This window comes from Marivirga sericea (genome assembly GCF_900177665.1).
Taxonomy (GTDB): Bacteria; Bacteroidota; Bacteroidia; order Cytophagales; family Cyclobacteriaceae; genus Marivirga; species Marivirga sericea.
Window position 1 is genome coordinate 1 of sequence record NZ_FXAW01000007.1, and the last position, 16768, is coordinate 16768.

Sequence of the window (16768 nt, forward strand, 5' to 3'; positions counted from 1 at the left end):
TTCAAATCCATCTCCTCCATTCTAATTTTAATTGCTTCAATGGGGTCTGGGGCATCTATCGGGTAATGCTTTTTTTCGTATTCATCAATTAGAAGACCTAGAATATCAGCTTCATCACTTTCTGGAGTTCCAATTTTAGCATCAAAGATTTCTTCAAGTCTGTTGAGGGCCTCTTGATATTCGACATCTGTTTTTATAAGCTTTAGTATCATAATTATCTATTTAAATGTTGTTGGCATCAATTTTATCGTATTCGGCATGCATTCCAATAAAACGGATAAATATCCACTGCTTTTCAAAATTGAACTTTACTACAAGTCGGTATGAATTTCCTTTGATGTTAAATACAACTCGTTCCTCTTTTAGTATACTAGCATTTGCATAAGTGTTTTTCACGTCATTCGGGGTTTTCCACTGACTGTTAATAGCTGTATCATACCATGTTTTGAGATATTGTTCAGAGTCAGCATGTTTTTCCCAAAATTCTCTTAAGGTTCTTTTAGCAAATATTCTATCCATGTAAAAGCTTAGTAATTACAACAAAGATATAAATTTAGTTCTTAAAAAGAGAACTTATATTAATGGATTTTAAGAAGCAGTAAATTTTTTGAAGCCATTCTTAAAAGGTAGCCAAAAGCAAAGAGCAGATAAGCCGAAAAGGATAAAACTGATTAGTATTGTAACTGGTGCCATTATTTAAATTACTGCCAACGATTAGTATAAGAATAGTAGCCGACTGCATGGCAACGTCCCGTCAAGTTATATGAAAGTTCAAGCGTGCTTGCACTCTTGAAATCATCAATTTTCCGGCTATTATTTTTATATCTTGTTGTGCGTTCGGCTTTTTAGTTTAATTCTCTATATTCTATCGGAGTTTTTCCAGTTTTATTTTTAAATAACTTACTAAAATATTGTGGGTATTCAAACCCCAAGGAATAAGCAATTTCGCTGGCTGAATAATCCGTGTTTAAGAGAATATTCTTGGCTTCTTCTATCAGATAATAATGAATGTGATCTTGAGCATTCATACCGGTTTCCTTCTTGAGTAAATCGCTAAGATAGCTTGCAGAAAGGTGCACTTCATCAGCTAAATACTTTACAGTTGGTAAACCATTTTCCTTTATATTTTCATTTTTGAAATAGCTCTTCAATAATTTTTCTACCTGCGACAGGGTACTTAAATTGGTGTTTTTTCTTGTGATAAATTGTCTACTATAATATCTGTCACAGTAATTTAGTAAAAGTTCAATATTGGAGACAATAAGCGTTTGACTATGAGCATCAATGTTTTCCTGAAGCTCACTTTCAATACTTTGTACGCAATCGAATAATATTTTCTTTTCCTTATCAGATAAATGTAAAGCTTCGGTTACATCGTAATCAAAAAAGGTGTATCCATCCATTTTATCAGCCAAGGAAGTCCCTCTTAGCAAATCTGGGTGGAAGAATAATCCCCAACCAAGCATATCATCGTTTTCTTCTATTTCTGTATCCATCACCAATACTTGTTTTGGCGCGATACAAATTAAGCTTCCATCTTGAAAATCAAGCGATTGCCTGCCATACTTTAAGGTATTGGCAGAATAATTTTTAAACATGATCGTATAAAAATCAGCGTTAATGCGCATGCCCTCTTCCAGATATTGATCTACTTTGCCAAAGTCTACCACCGAGACTAATGGGTGCTTAGTTTTACTTTGTACAAATTGGTTGATTTCAGAAATTTGCTGTAAATGAATAATAGGTTTCATGTCATTTTTGTTAATGGATGCTTACATTTTGAAAATCGGATAGCAATATGTCTTTCCCATAAACAGCCGGTGTTTGAAAGCCAGAGGTCCAGTTATCCGTTAGTATTTTTTTCGAAATACTGCTTAAGGTTTGAGCCGTAAACACATAAGCTTCTGGCCCGCTGATATTAATCCGTTCAGTTTTTCCATGCTGATTTTTTACTTCAGCATACACAAACGTTTTTCCTTTTCTTAGTTCCTTTTCTGATGGCCCCACAGGTAGAAAATTAATCAATTTATTTAAAATTAAATTTCTTAACCATAGTAACTTCCCTTTCATCATTCTTTCTACAAAGCCTGGGAAGTTGGAGTAGGTTTGAATATTGGGTATCTGAGTGGAATGTAGAGCAGTTACTAAATCCCCCCGCCAGGGGTTATAAACTACCCGTTGTTTTTTGCCTCCTGCATCAAAGTAAAAATCAGACTTAGCAGGCATCGCTTTCACAGATTTCCCATTTACAATTTCAATACCTTCTCTGTGGATGTCTTTTAAAACAGTCTTCAAAGTCCCTCTTGTGGCACCTCCTATTGTAATATACGCAATCTTAAGATGAGTTGCATCAGGTAGTTTTTCATGAGCCATTTTTGATGCAATATCGGTTGGCACCACACCAAATCCTGCACCAGGCATGAGCATGATATTAGCCTCTTTTGCTTCTAAATCAAAAGCTAGAGCTGATTCAAATTCTGGCGTTTCACCTGAAATATCTATGTAGTGCGTATTAGTTTGCAAGCAGGCTTTAATAAAAACTTGTTGTGTATTCATAAATGGCCCAGCAAGGTTAACAACCAACTTTACATCATTCAAATGAGCAGCAATGGTATCTACATCATTCAAAGAAAACTGCCGAACTTCTTCGCTAGATTGCAGTGCAGTTCTGCTACCTAAAACGATTGGCATATTGGCGTTTTTGACATACTGTGTAAATAGTTTACCCATATAGCCTCCAGCACCGTAAATTAATATCTTATTTTTCATTTTCTACTCTTTGTTTTAAAAGGTTATTATGCTCAATAAATGCATTCTCCATCTTGTTTAGCAGACTCTTCGGGATAAACCAAGAAAAAAGACCGGTAAACCATTCTCCATGCAGCAATTTTGTTCGACTCCCGTCAATGGCCTCTAAACGATAGTAATGTTTACCTGCCATTAAAAATCTAGCCCCTTGAACTCCTTTCCAAACGAGTGCTTCATTCTCTTTCCACTCTAGTACTTTAGGATGGTAAGTTTTCCCTAAGGGTATAATATGAGTGCTAATCTTTCCTCCTTCTCTCAGATCTCCAGTTAAATCGCCTACCAGAGGATTCCAGCTTGGGTAGGCCTTAAAATCTGTGAGGTGTTGCCAAACTTGTGCTATGGGAGCCTTTATTTCGATGGATGTATGATACTCTTTCATCCCTTACCTTACTTGGCTCATCACAATTTTATCAAATAGCCGATCGCCTAAGTAAATTCGTAACCAAACCATTGGTTTAGCAAAATAGCCTACCCTATATCGAGTTTTAGGTTTCTTGGTGTTAACGATTTTCTTAACTACATCAGCTATTACTTTTACCTTAGAGCCTTGCCCTTTTTCGTACATAGTTTTGGTGGAAGCGACTAACTTGCTGGTCAAAGAGGCATAAGCTCCTTTTGCAGAAAATTTACTGATGTTATCAAGCATAATTTCACCCCACTCTGTTACAATTATGCCTGGTTCTAATACGACTACATTAATATTGCTTTCTGCTAATTCTATGCGTAAGCAATCACTAAAACCTTCTATGGCATGCTTACTGGCATGATACCAAGCTCCTAGTGGCGTGTACATTTTACCACCCATGGAAGAGGTATTAATGATGGTTCCTGCCTTGGCTTTTCGCATAAAAGGCACCACCTTCTGGGTCAAAGCAGCGACTCCAAAAACGTTTACCTCAAACTGTTTTCGGGCTTCCTCCATTGGCACATCTTCTACAGCACCATACAATCCGTAGCCTGCATTATTCCATAAGACATCAATTTTGCCTTCTTTTTCAATGATTGTGTCTACTACATCTTGGATGTCATTTTCATTGGTCACATCCATTTTGATAGGATGACCTCCTAGAGATTTTAGGTCTGCCATTTGTTCAACCCGCCTTGCAACGGTATAAACGCTATGACCCTGTGCAATTAAAATTTTTGCTGATTCTTTGCCCATACCTGAACTTGCACCTGTAATGAGAACTACTTTCTTTTCCATTTCTTTTTATCATTTATGTGATGACACAAAGGTCAGGAGAATGGGTAAAGTAGGAATTATACAGATTCGGGCTTATTGTATACTTTTTACAGATTGTCTGCTTTTACTCTGACGCACAACGCCACTGTATAAATTCGTGGCTGATTAAAAGTATAAAAATTTCAGTTAACTACCGAGGCAATCCGCAGGATTGGCTTATTAATTTAATGTTTAGCAATAAGGCAATCCTGCGGATTGCCGGGCTATCTACGAAGAGCTAAAAGTACAATAACCTACTGAACAGCCATGATTTATACAGGATGTTGTAAACTGTCTTTTTAGAACTCGTAAATTACAGAATCTGTTGAATAAAAAATGGTATCAGCACCATAGGTGTAATCTGAAAATGTAGTTAAACCAATGAGACTTTTGTTTCTTAGTGCAGATAAGCTTGCATTGTAAAATACTGCTGAGTACTTTAAATTAATTGGAAGTTCTACATTCTGTATTTCGGTATCTGTGATTGTTAAAAAGAAGGTTCTTTCTAAATCAAAAACTCTTGGTGGCTGGTACGGTTCCCTGACTAAATAGAACTGAAAATATACAGAGTCCTTATCGGTTGAATACTTCGAAAAGGCTATCAGTTTGCCATCCGAATCTGCAGGGTCTCCTTTTTGGTCATATTTCCTAAAATAGGTCAGTTCACCTTCCAAATTGGTATGGTAATAGATTTTATACATAGGATGGTCCTCCATAATGAATGTATCCACTTCGGTAATAAAGGAGTAATCAATTGTATCGTCATAATACAGCCCATGTTGTCCAAAAATCAGCTTTCCCTTATCATAATTAAGCATAATTTTAAGTTTCCCAGAGCTATAATTAACTGTAAATGTAGAATCTAACTTACCATTAGTTCGCTTAAAATTATATTTATTCCCAGATGAATCTGTGAAGCTAAAAGTTGAATTTATAATTAATGGCTTGTAATTGTCAGCAATTATAATCGCCTTCTTTATTTCATCAGAAAAAGCTATTTCTGATTCAGATTCAAGCTCTTTATCTTCATTATTTTGCTGAGAACAGGAGGAAACAAAAAGTAGTAAAATAGTTAAAATATGATATTTCATTACGATGGTTTACAACGTCATGCTATCAATCGTTTTGATTGGGAATCTTAGCAATTTGATGACCTTTCATAGTGATTTGATAGCTGATGTTGTATTTAGTATGTTTTAAATTAGTCCTAAAGTAATGCATTAAAAGCTAATTGAAAAATACGATGTTCCTTTCTTAATACCATCACAATCATCTGCCACGTCAGTTGGAGTCATGACTTAATGGTATATAGGAGAGACTATATAATCCGTTGTCATGCCGGTAGAAAGTCCAAATCCACCCCTGATAAAAAGGATTGCTTTTTTCATTAGCCTCTGAATTCCTTGACTTTATGGCTGGAATCGGCTAACTTCACTCTAAGTTTTTTAACGATCTCTACCGTTTAGAAGCACACTGCTTCCACGGCTCGCCCGCAAAACTTAGGCCTTTTCAAGGCTAATCAATCCGCTTTTTATGCCCTCTTTCTGCCAACTGCCTAGCAGAATAATTTTAAGAAAGGAATTAAATACAACGCCTACATAAAACCTGTTTGCCTATGTGGGCTATGAAAAGCTAAACTAAGCAATTTATGCGGTTTCCACCAAGGCAGAATGTTGATTAAAGTGATGTCCACATACGGTAGGTCCAGTGGGTCGGTAAAAACCAGTCCGCCCGATGATGGCAAGTAGTTGGGTTGATTGCTACAATGTTAGGCCTGCCCGCCGAAGGAGGGTCCGCCCGTTGATGAAGTTGCCACAAAGCAAAAGCATAAATTGCTGGCTAATTACTGCTGACTTTGCTACAAGGTGCTGAGCAAATTGGTTTTATGTTTTGTTAGAGCCTTTTTTTATTTCATCAAGGACATGTTGAAAATAACTGTTGAGGCTAGAAATCTTAATTCTGTTGTTTATGTATATGAAAGCTACAAATATGCCACCTACTAAAATGCCTTGGAGACTCAACATCATTTCACCTGAATAAATAGTATATGAAAGCCAAGCTCCTAATATCACAGAGATTAATACTAACATATCAGAAAAGCGTACATCTGGTTTAATTACATATTCTATTTTCAATCTTGATTTATTAGAATCTATAAGCTTGCCGACTATTTGACCTGAACCCCTAAATGGATTCATTAGGCCAGGTTTACGAGTAACCTTTATGGTGTTTTCTTTTATTTCTATATGATCAAAGTTTATAAAATAGTCTTGGATAAAGCCAAAAGAGTCATTTTTATAGTTTTCTTTTAACTCACACAATTGTGTCTTAAAAGCTTTCTGGTCGATATCTATTATTGAATCCATTTGAGTATGGAGCTAATTGGCTCTAACAATTGAACACGTGCACCTCAAGGTAAACGTATTTGCTATATATTTTTAGCAATCTAATGGATTTTTAATATTCTTAAAAGCATTTGCTACAAAACCCTTTTTTTCAAACCTGTCAATTTATTATAGGACGACACTACTTATTATAAGACGGCACCACCTATTATAGGATGGCACCCTTTAAACAAAACAATCTTCTCTCCTGATTCTTATTTACACTTCCCTGCAAAATATTATTGTCTTCTGAGTATTTTTTAGGCTTCCTGACTTAGTATTTTTAATTCCTGAAACTCAGGATAGCTATTTCACCTGTATATATCAATTTCTCTAACACCTACAGCACTGCTAATTCATAAAAAAGCCTTTCACAATAAGTTAAGACTATTGTGAAAGGCTTTAACTGTAGAATTAAACGTTTACTAAACGATTAACTCTACGGAAAAATCTAAAAAAATTTATTCCAATATCTCTTCAATAGGCTCCCCCGTTGCGCCATTTGGCAGGTTAGTCCCTAAAATATGAGCTAAGGTTACGGCTATGTCATCTATATTCTGTCTTTTATAAGAAGTCCCGCTTTTAATACCTGCTCCATACCAAATTAAAGGCACGTGAGTGTCGTAAGCGTAGCCTGTTCCGTGTGTAGTGGCTGAACGGGTTTGATAAAACCATCCAGGCTCTAATACTAGTAATACATCGCCAGAACGCTTAAAATTATAGCCCATTTGCAAAGCCGAGGCCTTGTGCTCCGTAAACTCAGTGCGCTGCATATCTGTAGCGGAATAGGCCTCCGCAACGCCTTCTAGATTTAATGCTTCATTTACTAAGAATCTTCTGACCGCATCTAATTCTATATTGCTTTCCTTTATCAAATCATGATTTAAGAAAAACTGCTCATTCGAGTAATCTTCTATCCATTCCCCCTGTCCAAATTTCTGATTTAAGGCCTTGCTCATATTCTGAACATAAGCCTTGCCGTCATAATGATTAGCAGGAATCTTATTGGCTTGCAAATACTCAGGTACTTCTGCACATCCGTGATCGGAGGTTAAAAAGATCAAGTAGTTCCCCTCTCCTACTTTTTCATCTAGGTGTTTAAAGAGGCGGGCTATTTCTTGATCTAATTTGATATAAGCATCTTGTACTTCCACAGAACGGGGGCCAAAACCATGACCTATATAATCAGTAGAAGAAAAGCTTAGGGCTAGAAAATCAGTGATTTCATCTTGTCCCATTTCCTCGCCTTCCATAGTTGCCATGGCTAGCTCAGCTAGAATTGTATTTCCAAATGCAGTATTCGGCAGTAATCCAAAATTGCCATTTTCAGCTCTGAGGGCTTTTAAATCATAAGGGAAAATAGGCTTTTCTTTTCCTCTCACTTTCATTTCATATGGCATATCATCTGCAGTCGACTGGGTGTACTTCTCTAGTGGCATAGATAATTCCCAGGCCTGGTTAAGATATTGATCTGCAAGATTACGAGCATTAAATGCCTGCAACCAAGAGGGCAATTCTTCTTTTCCATAATAACTGCTGCTCACGAAATGTCCGTTGCTTTTATCGTACCAATAGGAACCCGTTGGATTATGGCCCGCAGGCAAAATAGAACCTCTGTCTTTTATAGAAATCCCCACCACTTTTGATTTGAAATTGGTAGATAAGCCCAGTTCATCTGTAATCGTGCTGCTTAACATCCGGTGCGGAGACATGAGACCTGCCTCTGAAGTAGATCCAATAGTATGCACAGAGGTATCTTCAGCGCAATAAACGGAGGTTTTGATGTTCTTATCGTACCAGTTATTGGCGATAATCCCGTGTGTGGCAGGAGTGGTTCCTGTATAAACTGAAGCATGGCCGGGTCCAGTATAAGTAGGCACATAATTATAATGCGTATTATGATTATAAAAACCACCCTTTATCAATCTTTTAAAGCCATCTTTTCCAAAATTATCGGCATAGCGTTCGAAGTAATCATGTCGCAATTGATCTATTACGATACCCACTACTAATTTAGGTTTTTTTACTTTTTGTTCTTCCTTTTGAACCGGCTGGCAAGAAAATAAAATTAATAGAGCAAGTGCTCCGCTTAAATACTTTTTCATTGATCTTGAATTATGATTTTTTTGCAAATTAAAATTTTGAACTGACTAATGATACAATTTTAAGATTAAGGTTTTATGATGAAAAAAATAAAAGCAGGCTAATCACATGCCGTTTCCAAATAATCATCAAAGTTTAAACCCTCCTTGAATAGCACTTGACCATTTTTATCAAAATAAGCGATTACAATGTAGTTGATTTCAGAAAGCCTTCGCTCAGCTAACCAGTAGAGTTTACTTTTACTTTCATAGGCTTTTAGCTCATTAAAAATGAAAGGAATTACCTCCTCTCCCAATTGATTAATAACGCCATATCCTGCTTGCCTTCGAACAATAAAAAAAATTTCTTCTCCAAAAACTATTCTTTCCCAAGTTTCTAAGTCTTCAAACAAATATTCTTTACTATAAATGTTAAAGATACCGATTTGGCCGGCTTCTTCCACTATAGCTGTTGAATCATTGAAAAATTCTATGGCCTCAAAATCTGCATCTACCACAATCTCTGCTTTAGCATTACTTATACCTAGCAGATTATCTTCCTTGAAAATATACAAAGAGTCTTGGAGGAACAATTCTATTTTACTTTGCGAATGAGCAGGGATGATTTTCAAGTCTTCCACGATAAGCGCACCAAATTTTCTGTTTTGCAATATCGGGATTAACCCATCTTGAAAAGCCCCGAATGCCTCCACATTTTTAATTTTGATTTCGGTTCCGCTGGAGTCAATTAATTGCTTCTTTTTATTCTGATGAACCTGAATAAGACGGGGTGTCAATATGTTAATATCAAGATCCTGCCCTTCTTTCACCATTCTGCCCAAGCCATTATACAACTTGAAATAGCCTTTCTCATTTGAAATTTCCACAAAGCGGATCTGGTCTGATACATTAGAAAAGGCCACATTATAGTTTTTGAGAATCCTATATCGCTCCTTTTCCTTCAAAACAACTTTTTTTCCTGATTGAAAAAGCAAATACTCAGCATCATCCTGCTGAGCGTAAGTCAACCAACTATTAAATATTCGAATAGAATCATATTGGAATTTTGGAAATCCTTTGAATCCGCTGATAAATACTGACCACAGCATTTCATTTTTAACCCCTAAAACCCCAGATTCAAATTGAAAAGCAGCCAAGTCTTCCTCGAAAAGTGAATTCCTGTTTTGATCTAAAACTTTCACTTTACCATTTTTTTCTTTAACCCATACCGCATCAAAATAATTAAAGCTAGCTTGCTCCAACGGAAAAAAAACTTCCGCCCGTTGATTTAAAATGGTTTCGTAATCATTGGAATGTAGCCGCAGATATTTTTCATCTAGCCACTCATAATCATTATATAGATAGCTTAGAGATTTTAACTCATTCTTGGCTGATTTTTTGAAATCTGCTATGGAAGCCACTGCCATATTATTTCCTTTCTTAAAGAAGAAAACTTCGCCTTCCTTCCAAATACTATCCACGGGCTGTTTCAAAATAGCTTCACCTAATAGCGAAATTAAATACCAAGAATCATCTTCTTTTTTGGCCAAATGAAAATCATCTAAAATTTGAAATTCAACTGCCTTCTGACTCAATTTATCATGTTGGCTAAAATGAACTAAATTTTTGTCCCGTCCGTAATCATCGATTTGAAAGAATCCGCTTCCCAAATACTCAATCGCTTTAATATTGACATCAAGTATCTTCTCTCCGTTTTTAAGATAAGCAAAAACTACATTAGCCTGTTTACTTAAGATGAAAGGCTGCTTTATAAAAGAGCAAGAATCAGGAACTATCTCCTCAAATTGAAAAGATGATAAACCTTGCTTTTCTAAATTATAAAAATGAAACGCACTATCTTTTTTATGCGTCAATAATTCATCAGTTCTACCCTCATAACTCACGCCCTCTAGAATTGTCTGAGCAAGCTGAGAAGCTTCAAATTGGTTATATTGCTTGATGAATCGCTGATAATCTAATGTTTCTGCTCCAGCACTGATGATATTCAAGATTTCAAAAGCAGCTTCTTCCGCAAACTCAGTTTGAGGTCTTTCTTTTACATAATCTACATATTCGGTGAGCGTTTCATTTTGAGTTTTCTTCTCATAGTAGAGTGTTTCAAAAACATTTCTTGCTTTCTGAGCTTGAGGAGCATCTGGATATTTCCTAAAAAAATCACTGACCGCTTGAGTTGTATTTTGAGCAATGGCTTTATCATAGGCTACTTGATTTCTTAATGCTGTAGCTTCTTCTTCAAAAGTTAAATAGTCATAAGTATTAAGATACTGATTGTAAGCATCTTCTGTATTTTCTGCTTGAGCTTTTGCAAAGGCCAAGCTATCTACTATTAAGGCTTGTTGCACTACGGCCACACTGTCTAAGCCCTTTTTACTCAATTTCTTTACAGTTTTGTTCTCAAGCTGAGGGAAAGTATCGCTGACTGATCGAATATAAAGATGCGCAGAATCTACTGCATCAAAAGACCAAACTGAATGACTGTAATATTTGGCCAGCATAAATTGTGCTGCTGGATTGCGAGGATCATTTTCAATCGCTTTGTCAATACGCTTTTTTGCCTTACCCATCTCCTGCTTCTCCAAAAACTTATCAGCCTTCAATACTTTATAAGCACATCCGTAAAAAAATGTGACCATAAAAATTGCGAGAAGGAAAAATAATAGTTGACGCATACACCTGATTAAAAAAGCTAAAAGCGCTTAATTATATAACAAAGTTATAAATATTATTAAAGCTAATGGAAGGTTTGATAGCAAACTGAAAGATAGGCAAAAATTTAAGAATCTTTCAATCAAATGATCTCTCTTCATTCGGAAAGCGATAGACTAGCACTCCAATATTATCTCAATTTTAACATTTCTTTAAGTTCATTACCAATGTTAAATTTTAACACTGTAAGCCTATTCCTGCAGTCTACTTTTATGATCAATAAATCACACAAAATCATAAACCATGAGACAAAAAACTACAAAAAAAATGATGTTCAATTGTATAGCATTTTTGCTTGCAATGCTGTCAATTCAGACAGTTAGCTTAGCTCAGTCTACAGATGCAGCGATAAGCGGAATAGTAAAGGACAGCGATGGGAAAGGATTACCTGGGGCAAATGTAATGCTAAAAAACAAATCAACAGGATTTGAAACAGCTACCGTCACTGCCCTAGACGGGAAATTTTTATTAAAACAACTGCCTTTAGGAGGACCTTACCAATTAAGCATTTCATTTATCGGTTATCAGAGTTATCAAGTGGAGGATATTCAATTGAATCAAGGAGATAAAGTAAGACTTGATGTGGACTTAAACCCTTCTACTGAGGAACTAAAAGAGGTGGTGGTAAGTGCCAATAGTTTTTCTAAAAGAGCTGATAGAGCAGGATCTGGGATAGCAATCAATGCAGAAAAAATGAAGCACTTACCAAATGAGGGTAGAAACTTCACGAATCTAACAGCTCTTTCCCCATTACAGGGTGGCGGAAGCATAAACTTGGGAGGACAGAGAAGAACATCAACCAATGTGACTGTGGATGGGGTAAATGCCAGAAACCAATTGACCGCAGGGGAAATCGGAAGAGGTCCTTATACTATTTCCATGGAAGCAATCAGAGAGTTTGAAGTAGTGACCAATTCTTATGATGTAACCCAAGGTCGTCAGGCAGGTGGAGCATTAAATGCCGTTACCAAATCAGGAACCAATAAATTTGAAGGTTCGGCATTCATGTATCACAGAAATGACCAATTAGCTAGCCAGTTAGACATTCGTGGAAATGAGAGAGATCAGGAATTCTCCAATTACCAATGGGGGTTCAGCTTGGGTGGCCCTATAGTGCAAGATAAAGTGCATTTTTATATGGCATACGACAGACAAGATTCAGGCCAGCCTGTATTCATTGCTGATATCAATAATGAAGCAGATGAAAGGAGATTAGGCATTAGAAAAGATACCTTAGATAAAGCAGTCGAAATTGCCAGAAATCTATACGGAGTTAGTGAAGCTCAACAAGTAGGTGAATTCCAAAGAAGTTCAGTGGCTAATACCCTGTTTACCCGAGTCGATTGGCAATTGAATAACAAAAACAGACTAACCTTGAGGAATAATTACACAGATTGGAATAATCCTTTGAGTATAAGCGATAACTCCAATATTGAACTAGCCGAAACCTGGGGAAGCTTTTCTTCCAGAGAAAATAGTTTACTACTGTCATTAAGAACAGCTGTAAGCCCAAATCTAACGAATGAATTAAAAGCTCAGTTTCAGCATGCCGAAAGAGAATTTGGCGCTAATCCGCAATTGCCTAGCCAAAATATCCCTAGAGCAATTGTGCAGGTAGAAAGTCCATTTCCGACAGAAAGTAATCCTAATGCAACCCAGTCACGAACCCTTCAGTTTGGTGGCCAGCGCTATACGCCAGAAACCAATTTAGAAAGACAACTTCATCTAGTAAACACTACTTATTATACCCAAGGGAAATATAATTTCACTTTCGGAACTGATAATATGGTCACCTATTTAGAAACCCTACTTTCTAACGAACAAAATGGACGATTTTTCTTTAACAGCTTGCAAGATCTAGAGAACAAAATGCCTATCAGATACGCTAGAGAAGTACCTACCCAAGGCTTACCAGTGGTACAGCAAACAGTTTATGACGTTTCCTTATTTGGTCAAGTTGATTTTGAAATGCTACCCAATTTCAATACCACTTTCGGCTTAAGGTATGATGCTACTATTTTCTCAACTCCTGCTCAGTACAACTCTACAGTTGATGAAGAATTAGGAATCAGAACTGACAGAAAACCATCCGATTGGTTTAACCTTCAGCCAAGATTCCAAGCATTGTGGAATGTCAAAGGTGAAAACAAGGACATCATTAAGTTTGGTGCAGGATTATTCTCGGCTCAGCCACATTATTATGCACAGGTCAATAATATTCAGAACAGTGGACAAATGTTAGCTTCCATTGATGTAACGGATCCTAACTTAATCCCTTCTCCTGATTTCGAATCGTACAGGGCTGATCCTTCTTCAGTTCCGGGTATTCCTGAAGGTGCTTCAGCTGGAATCGCCACTATCAATGCTGTTGGTGAGGATTTTAAAGTTCCAAACACCTTGAAAGCTAATGTTAATTACAATAAGTTTATGGGAGATAGATTAAGAGTAGGTGTAAATTTACTATTTAGCAAAACATTCAATAATTATGTTTACCAGGAGTCCAATTTGGTAGATGATCCATACTTTAGATTAAGCAACGAAAATAACAGAGGAGTTTTCGTACCAGCCTCTGCAATCAACCCAGCAAATGGGCAATCAAGTTGGTTAGATTCCAGAAAATCAAATGAAGTGGGTCGTGCTTTGGTCCTGCAATCTGATGGTGAATTAACGCAGTATGCAGCAGTGATTGATGCAAGCTTAAGATTAGGGAAAGATGGAAGCTTGAACGTAAGTTACACTAGAAACCAATCGAAAGACAATTCATCCTATAATTGCTGTGTAGCCAATACTTCGACTTTTCTTCCAATAGAAGATGACCCAAGAGCATTGAATTATGGATATTCAGACAATCACTTTTCTGATAAGGTAGTGGTGAATGGAGTTTCACCATCTTTTGCAGGATTTACTTTTGGTGCAACTTTCAATGGAATTGGAGGAACACGCTATTCATTCTTAACCACAAACGGTAGTTTGAATGGAGATTTTAATTTAAGAAACGACTTGGCTTTCGTTTATGATCCGAATGACCCTAACACTCCCGCTAATATTCGCGAAGGTATCAATGGCATTTTAAATGATCCAGAGACTTCTCAGAGTGTCAAAAACTACATCAATGAAAACCTAGGTCAGATAGCAGAAAGAAATGGAGGCGTGAACCCATTCTTCTACACTATAGATTTACGGATGATCAAGAATTTCAACATTGTTAATAAACACAATTTCGAGTTGTCAGCAGATCTTTTCAATTTAGCTAATCTGCTGAATTCTGAATGGGGCGTCAACAATGATTTCAATAATAGAAACTTATTAAGAATAGCCGGTTTTGACCCTAGCAGTCAGAACTACCAATATAACGTAGAAAGCAATGTTGGGGCGCTTCCAGTGAATGGAACTCCGTGGCGATTGCAATTAGGCCTGCGTTACTCGTTTTAATTTCTTTTTATTTTTTTGATTTTAAAGTTAGGGGAACAGAAGCTTAATGTTCTCTTAACTTTTTTTCTCTACAAACAGACTAAATTCACAACTCAAATTAACATGAACATGAATTGCTTTTATAAAACTCTAATACTTTCTATTTCCATTTTAATAAGTTTTGCTGCTTCTGCTCAAAAGCAACAAGTGATCCTAATCTCTATTGATGGCCTTAGACCCGATTTCTATTTAAACAATGACTGGCCTGCTCCAATTCTACAACATATGGCAGAAAATGGAGCCCATGCAAAAGCAGTTAAAGGCGTTTTTCCATCTGTTACCTATCCATCCCACACAACAATTATTACTGGAATGCCACCTGCTAAACACGGAATATACTACAACACTCCTTTCGAACCATATGGTGCGACTGGTCGATGGTACTGGGAATATGAAACTATCAAGACTCCCACACTATTTTCTTTAAGTAAAGATGCCGGTTTAGTCTCAGCTGCAATTTCCTGGCCTGTTTCTGTCGGTGCTCCTATCGATTATAATATCCCTGAAGTTTGGTCCCTCGAAGAAGGAGTTGATCGCTTCACACCTATGAAAAGTAATGCTACTCCTGATGGTTTTCTTCAAGAAATTGAAACATATGCCACAGGAAAAATCAATACTACTAATTTTGGCAATGGAGGCTATTTTGCTAGAGAGCAAAAATTTGCCGCAGCTGCTTCTTACATTTTCGAAAAATACAATCCTGATCTGCTAGCCGTTCACCTGCTATCTGCTGATCATTTTCAGCATACTGATGGCCGGGAAGGCTTTATGCCAAAAAGGGCTGTAAGTGCTGTAGATGCTGCTATTGGTCAGATTTTAGAGACAGTAGAGCGACTGGGTAAATTAGAAAATACAACTTTTATTATCACGGGAGACCATGGTTTTGTGGATATCCATACCAAAATGGCACCTAATGTATTATTGAAAGAAAACGCTTTGATCAGTGAAGATGAGAAAGATTGGAAAGTCAAATTTCACACTTCTGGGGCTGCTGCTTTTCTACATCTCAACAAACCAGATGATAGTGAATCAGTCGGAAAGGTAAAAGAGCTTTTGAACTCTCTACCTGACAGCCAAAAAAAGCTTTTCAGATTAGTAGAAAAAGAGGAACTCGAAAGCATAGGAGCTGACCCTAAAGCGATGCTTGCCATTGCCCCAAATGAAGGTATAAGTATGACCTCTACCGCAGAGGGTGCACTATTTAGAGAGGGAAGTGGTGGTACACATGGATTCTTTCCGGAACATGAAAATATTTACACAGGTTTTATCGCTTTTGGCGGGAAAGCAAACAAAAAGACCGTATTAAAAGAAATGTATTTAACAGACATTGCCCCAGTAATAGCTGAAATACTAGGTTTAAGTTTAAAAGATGTCGAAGGAGTATTATACCCTGGCATATTAAAAAAATAAAAACAATCGTGACTAAAACTTTTGAATTATTCGCCTTTTTAAACCAACAAGAGCAATACAAAAACTGTCTTAAAAAGCATATAAGCTCCAAAGTATACAAAAAAGGACAATACATTTACAAGCCTTCAGAAGAGCCGCACCTAATTTTCGAACTCATTTCCGGAACTGTGAAAGTGGGGAACTATGCGATAGATGGTACAGAGCATTGCTACGACATACTAAAACCAGGTGATTTTTTTGGAAATTACCGTCTTCTGGACGGTAATTTCCAAGAATTCGCTAAGCCATTAACTAGCGTTAAAGTGCGCCAGTACGAACTAAGCTATATCAAAAAATTAATTTTTACAGATATTCAAATCTCGGAATTATTCACAAAGTATGTCGTTCGTAGATGGTCAAGAGCAGAAACGCGGTTTTTTACCGTTATTTCTGAAGACACCTCTGTTAGAATTAAAAGGCTATACCGAGAATTTAATGTTAAAATAAAGGATGCTGATGGAAGAGCTGTCAATATTTTTAGTCTATTTTCTCAAAAGGACATTGCAGATTTAACTGGCTCAAGCAGACAAACAGTTGCTCATATCTTTAAAAAATTAAATAAGGATTATGAGGCACTTCTTTTGGACATAGACCCTGTGATGATCCCATAATTTAAATGCCATTGG

General features: G+C 36.8%; 13 protein-coding genes. 3 read left to right on the forward strand and 10 right to left on the reverse strand.

What is annotated here, in order from left to right; translation table 11 throughout:
* From B9Y84_RS15275 to B9Y84_RS15320, 10 genes are all read right to left on the reverse strand, one after another.
* Window positions 1-212 (reverse strand): helix-turn-helix domain-containing protein (locus tag B9Y84_RS15275; protein ID WP_394334693.1); only part of this gene is annotated, 212 nt, incomplete at its 3' end.
* A 10-nt stretch (window positions 213-222) separates the two neighbouring features.
* Window positions 223-519: a type II toxin-antitoxin system HigB family toxin gene (locus tag B9Y84_RS15280; protein WP_085518270.1), complete on the reverse strand. Its 297-nt coding sequence runs from the start codon at window positions 517-519 to the stop codon at window positions 223-225.
* Between the two features lie 326 nt (window positions 520-845).
* On the reverse strand, window positions 846-1751 hold the full coding sequence (locus B9Y84_RS15285; protein WP_085518271.1) for a helix-turn-helix domain-containing protein: 906 nt from the start codon (window positions 1749-1751) through the stop codon (window positions 846-848).
* A 10-nt stretch (window positions 1752-1761) separates the two neighbouring features.
* Window positions 1762-2769, reverse strand: a complete 1008-nt coding sequence (locus tag B9Y84_RS15290) for a saccharopine dehydrogenase family protein (protein WP_085518272.1) — start codon at window positions 2767-2769, stop codon at window positions 1762-1764.
* On the reverse strand, window positions 2759-3187 hold the full coding sequence (locus B9Y84_RS15295) for an SRPBCC domain-containing protein (RefSeq protein WP_085518273.1): 429 nt from the start codon (window positions 3185-3187) through the stop codon (window positions 2759-2761). Before B9Y84_RS15295 ends, B9Y84_RS15290 begins: the two co-directional genes overlap by 11 nt.
* 3 nt (window positions 3188-3190) lie before the next feature.
* On the reverse strand, window positions 3191-4012 hold the full coding sequence (locus tag B9Y84_RS15300; protein ID WP_085518274.1) for an oxidoreductase: 822 nt from the start codon (window positions 4010-4012) through the stop codon (window positions 3191-3193).
* A gap of 317 nt (window positions 4013-4329) precedes the next feature.
* Entirely contained in the window at window positions 4330-5121 is a 792-nt protein-coding gene (locus tag B9Y84_RS15305) for a hypothetical protein (RefSeq protein ID WP_085518275.1), read from the reverse strand.
* A gap of 792 nt (window positions 5122-5913) precedes the next feature.
* The gene (locus B9Y84_RS15310) at window positions 5914-6396 is read right to left on the reverse strand and encodes a hypothetical protein (RefSeq protein ID WP_085518276.1); all 483 of its coding nucleotides are present in this window, start codon (window positions 6394-6396) and stop codon (window positions 5914-5916) included.
* Between the two features lie 479 nt (window positions 6397-6875).
* Entirely contained in the window at window positions 6876-8519 is a 1644-nt protein-coding gene (gene pafA / locus B9Y84_RS15315; protein ID WP_085518277.1) for an alkaline phosphatase PafA, read from the reverse strand.
* A 98-nt stretch (window positions 8520-8617) separates the two neighbouring features.
* Window positions 8618-11185, reverse strand: a complete 2568-nt coding sequence (locus tag B9Y84_RS15320; protein ID WP_139828060.1) for a WG repeat-containing protein — start codon at window positions 11183-11185, stop codon at window positions 8618-8620.
* A 280-nt stretch (window positions 11186-11465) separates the two neighbouring features.
* Here B9Y84_RS15320 and B9Y84_RS15325 point away from each other — a divergent pair, with 280 nt between their 5' ends.
* From B9Y84_RS15325 to B9Y84_RS15335, 3 genes are all read left to right on the forward strand, one after another.
* The gene (locus B9Y84_RS15325; RefSeq protein WP_085518279.1) at window positions 11466-14654 is read left to right on the forward strand and encodes a TonB-dependent receptor; all 3189 of its coding nucleotides are present in this window, start codon (window positions 11466-11468) and stop codon (window positions 14652-14654) included.
* 108 nt (window positions 14655-14762) lie between these two features.
* Window positions 14763-16103, forward strand: a complete 1341-nt coding sequence (locus B9Y84_RS15330; RefSeq protein WP_085518522.1) for an alkaline phosphatase family protein — start codon at window positions 14763-14765, stop codon at window positions 16101-16103.
* A gap of 8 nt (window positions 16104-16111) precedes the next feature.
* Window positions 16112-16753, forward strand: coding sequence for a Crp/Fnr family transcriptional regulator (locus tag B9Y84_RS15335; RefSeq protein ID WP_176223814.1), 642 nt, complete (start codon window positions 16112-16114; stop codon window positions 16751-16753).
* Window positions 16754-16768 lie beyond the last annotated feature (15 nt).